The sequence below is a fragment of the Holdemania filiformis DSM 12042 genome (genome assembly GCF_000157995.1).
Taxonomy (GTDB): Bacteria; Bacillota_I; Bacilli_A; order Erysipelotrichales; family Erysipelotrichaceae; genus Holdemania; species Holdemania filiformis.
Genome location: NZ_GG657558.1, coordinates 190,517 through 194,634 on the forward strand (window position 1 = coordinate 190,517; position 4,118 = coordinate 194,634).

The window sequence follows — 4,118 nt, forward strand, 5'->3', positions numbered from 1 at the left end:
TGAATTCCAGCGTGAACATCGCAAAGCCGTTGTCCAGGATCAGCGCGTAAGCGCAGCCCAGAATGATCAGACTGGCGATGAACAGCACGACGGACAAACCGATAGAACGCAGCTTCAGCGTTTCGTTATGCCGGTCGCCCTGAAGCAGATCGATCAGCTTATACCGGCTGACAACCACGCTGTTGAAAATCAGCACGATCAGATACATCCCGCCGAAGAACAGCGCCGACAACAGAATCGCCTTAACGGAAACGATGAACTCAAAGGCTTTGAGCTGAACCATGAACAGATTGGCGGTGACCACCGTCAGCGCCTGGGAGACCAGAATCCCCAAGCCCAGACCGACCGCAAAGGCCAATAAACCGATCATTACGGTTTCGATCATCAGGATCCGGGCCACCGTGCCCTTGTTCATGCCCATCACCAGATACAGACCAAGTTCTTTTTTACGCCGCCGGATCAGAAAGTTATTGGCGTAAACGATCAGAAAGCCCAGGACGATACAGACAAACACTGAGAAGATCTGCATCAGATTGTTTAACAGCACCAGCATTTTCGCCTGCGACTGACTCAGCGCCAGCATGACGGACTGAGATTGAATTGAATTAAAGACATAGAACAGGCAGACGCCGAAGGTCAGGGTCAGGAAGTAAACGCCGTAATCCCGGATGCTGCGGCGGACATTGCCTAGCGCGATTTTAAAGTACATTGTTGGTGTCCCCTCCCAACAAACTGACGACCTCGATGATACGGTTGAAGAATGTCTTGCGGTCGTCGTCGCCGCGGACTAACTCATTGAATATGCGGCCGTCCTTGATGAACAGAATGCGATGGGCGAAGCTGGCGGTAAAGGCGTCGTGAGTGACCATCAGGATCGTGGCTTCCAGTGACTTGTTAAGCACCTCAAAGCTGTTCAGCAGCATTCTTGATGCTTTGGAATCCAACGCTCCGGTCGGCTCGTCGGCCAGAATCAGCGACGGATGGCAGATCATCGCGCGGGCGCAGGCGACGCGCTGCTGCTGACCGCCGGACATCTGATACGGATATTTTTTCAGAACTTCCTCAATTCCCAGCTGAACCGACAGTTTCTTGATCCGGGCTTCGATCTTTTTCGGATTGACCCGCTGAATCGTCAACGGCAGCGCGATGTTTTCATACGCCGTCAGCGTATCCAGCAGATTGAAATCCTGGAAGATAAAGCCGAGCTGTTCCCGGCGAAACTTGGACAGCTGGCTGCTTTTCATCTTGGTGATGTCGTCCTTGCCGATTAAAATATGACCGCTGGTCACGGTGTCGATTGTCGAGATGCAGTTGAGCAGCGTCGTCTTGCCGGAACCGGAGGGTCCCATGATCCCGACGAACTCCCCTTTCTTCACCTCGAAGCTGATATCCTCGATCGCCCGGGTAATGCTTCCTTTATTGCCGTAAATCTTTTCAATTTGTTTTACCCGTAATATCGTTTCCATAAGTTTTCCCTTCCTTTATTAATGAATATCGCCAAGGCCGTCCTGGCCTAATACAATGACCTGAAATAAAACCTGGCATACAATCAGAATCTTATTGAATGTTTTCATTTGTGATTCCTCCTTGATTACGATTTTATTATAAGCTTGTCACGCTTATTGTACCTTAGAAGGGACTTACAGCTCGCTAACAGAATTGTAAGATTCGGAATTCTTCCTTTTTATATATAATGCACTCATTCGGAATTAGGCATCCCTAAACTCGGAAGTAAGCTGAAATCAAAGCAGGGTGTATAATGATGACAAGGAGATTCCCGCTTGGACTTAACTTTCGGGCCTCCGCAGGCAGATTCAGGGTCTGCCGAAAGGAGATCGCATGAAAATTGAAATCGGATCAGACCGCCCGGCTCATTTCCAACCCGCTTATCCGGAAGAATTTGAGCTGTTTTCCCATCTGGAGCTCGCAGCCGCCATCCCGCAGGTTTTATTTGCCGTCACGACATGGAAAGAGAATGGCAAGCCGAACATTTGTTTTCACAGCTGGAGCTGCTTCCACGGGGACAAGACGGCCTTCTTCGCCGTACTTGGCAATCTTTACCAGCACACGCACACCTATGCCAACATCAAGCGGACCGGTGTTTTTGCGGTCAATTTTCTGCCGGTGCGTTATTACGACGCGCTGATCGAAACAATCCGCCAAAACGAACTGGACGCCGATGAGTTTTCCGCCGGTGGCTTCACATTGGAAAACGCCCGCACGATTTCCGCGCCGATCATCCAGGAAAGCTTCGTCACGTTGGAATGCACGCTGAAATCCATGGAGGATCTCAGCGGCGCCGGCATCACCGCCATGGTTGTCGGTCAGGTGCAGCATGTCTGGATCGACGCCGATCAGTCCCCGGAAAGACGGTGCGGAAAAGACGGGTATATGATGTTAATGCCGGGCGCACAGAATTTAAAAACCGGTGCGCCGAATCCTTCTGTCATCGCGTCGCTGACGATTGAAAAGCGGGATTAGCGAACAAACTTGATCTTCACAACAAAAGAAACTGGCTGTCCAAAGCTTCAGGATCCGCTTCGAACAACCAGTTTTTTCTGAGATCTTGATCTAATCCGCAGGGTCTGCTTCTTTTCAAAAGGGACAAGCCTTGCTTTTTGGCAAAGCTGAAGACAGGGAAGCTTCGTTTACCGCCGGTAAACGACCTCGCCGTCCACCATCGTCAGCAGCGCTTTCGCCGCGGTGGAAACGACCGGATTCTGATCAAACAGAACAAGATCGGCATCCTTGCCGACTTCCAGCGAACCAATCCGGTCTTCGCAGCCCAGGATCGTCGCCGCATTGATCGTAATCATCCGCAGCACGCGTTCCGCCGGACAGCCGAAGCGCACAGCTTCCCCTGCCTGAGCCAGAATCATCCATGGATTGCGGGCCGGACCGTCGGTCATGATCGCGCATAAAACGCCGCGCTCATCCAGATCCTTTAAGCAGCCGGTATCAACTAAATGCAGTTCATTCGGCCCCTTCTGCGCGCCGATCGGGCCGTAGATAATCGCCAGCCGGTCTTTTTCCGCTTCGATTTCGTCGAGGAAATCACTGGACCCCAGAGCATGATCGATCGTGATCCGGATATCGAATTCCTTCGCCAGTTCGATGCACGTCAGAATATCGTGCTGATAGACATGGATTTTTAACGGGATCTTTTTATCGAGCACCAGCTCGCCGTTTTCCAGCCCCTGATCGAATTTCGGCATTTTGGCCGGATCTGCCTTGGCTTCCTGCTTCTTCTGGCGGTAGTCCTGAACCTGATGGAAGTATTCGCGGATCGTTTCCGCGATCGCCATGCGCGTCATCGGACTTTGATTGCGTTTGCCGTAAACGCCCTTCGGATTGCCGCCGACCGCGGCCTTCAGCGCGAACGGCTGTCTCACGCAGCGCTCTGCCAGACTGGACCCGGCGGATTTGATCACGCAGCCCAGACCGCAGATCACATTGGCGCTGCCCGGCACGATCCCGCTGGCGGTGATGCCGGTTTCCAACGCTGAGGCAAACTGCGGCGATAACGGATCCACGCCGTCGTAGGCGTTCAGCTGCGCCGTAACCGGATTGACGCTTTCGTTGAGATCCTGCGCGCCGGTTTTCGTGTCAAAGCCGCCGATGTGGCTGTGCGCGTCGACCAGCCCCGGCAAGACGAGCAGCCCGGAAGCGTCGATGATTTCAGCACCTTCCGCCGTAATCTTTTCCGCAATATCAACGATCTTCCCGTTCTCAATCAGAATGTCAGCCTGCAGCGTCCCCTGCGGCCCCATCGTCATGACGGTTCCGTTTTTAATCAGCTTCATTGTTGATAACCTCCCTGAACATAGACGACCTTGCCCAGCATGAAGACCTTTTCAACCCGGCCTTCATAGGTTTCGATCGGATTGGCGCTCCAGACGACAAAGTCCGCGTCCTTACCGGCTTCAATCGATCCGATCTGATCCGCGCAGCCCAGCAGCTTCGCCGCCTGACTTGTCAACATGCTTAACACGGCTTCGCTGTCCCCGCAGGCGCGCATCATCCGCGCCGCCGTCCAGATCAGGCCTTCCTTCCCGTTAGGATTGTTGCCGATTGTCGCCATCGCGACCGGCAGTCCCTTCTTATGTAACGCATATAAT

At 53.0% G+C, this 4,118-nt stretch carries 5 protein-coding genes; 1 reads left to right on the forward strand and 4 read right to left on the reverse strand.

All coding sequences use genetic code 11. The features are described from left to right. Both HOLDEFILI_RS11535 and HOLDEFILI_RS11540 read right to left on the reverse strand, forming a co-directional pair. The coding region (locus tag HOLDEFILI_RS11535; protein ID WP_006059888.1) for an FtsX-like permease family protein at positions 1-709 on the reverse strand (709 nt) is incomplete at its 3' end. Next, the gene (locus HOLDEFILI_RS11540; protein ID WP_006059889.1) at positions 699-1,466 is read right to left on the reverse strand and encodes an ABC transporter ATP-binding protein; all 768 of its coding nucleotides are present in this window, start codon (positions 1,464-1,466) and stop codon (positions 699-701) included. The genes HOLDEFILI_RS11540 and HOLDEFILI_RS11535, both read right to left, overlap by 11 nt. Before the next feature lie 373 nt (positions 1,467-1,839). Between HOLDEFILI_RS11540 and HOLDEFILI_RS11545 the strand changes: the two genes are divergently transcribed. Then, on the forward strand, positions 1,840-2,481 hold the full coding sequence (locus HOLDEFILI_RS11545; protein ID WP_006059890.1) for a flavin reductase family protein: 642 nt from the start codon (positions 1,840-1,842) through the stop codon (positions 2,479-2,481). Positions 2,482-2,648: 167 nt separating this feature from the next. Here HOLDEFILI_RS11545 and HOLDEFILI_RS11550 read toward each other — a convergent pair whose 3' ends face one another. After that, positions 2,649-3,803: an amidohydrolase family protein gene (locus tag HOLDEFILI_RS11550; protein WP_006059891.1), complete on the reverse strand. Its 1,155-nt coding sequence runs from the start codon at positions 3,801-3,803 to the stop codon at positions 2,649-2,651. Beyond that, the coding region (locus HOLDEFILI_RS11555; protein WP_006059892.1) for an amidohydrolase family protein at positions 3,800-4,118 on the reverse strand (319 nt) is incomplete at its 5' end. The genes HOLDEFILI_RS11550 and HOLDEFILI_RS11555, both read right to left, overlap by 4 nt.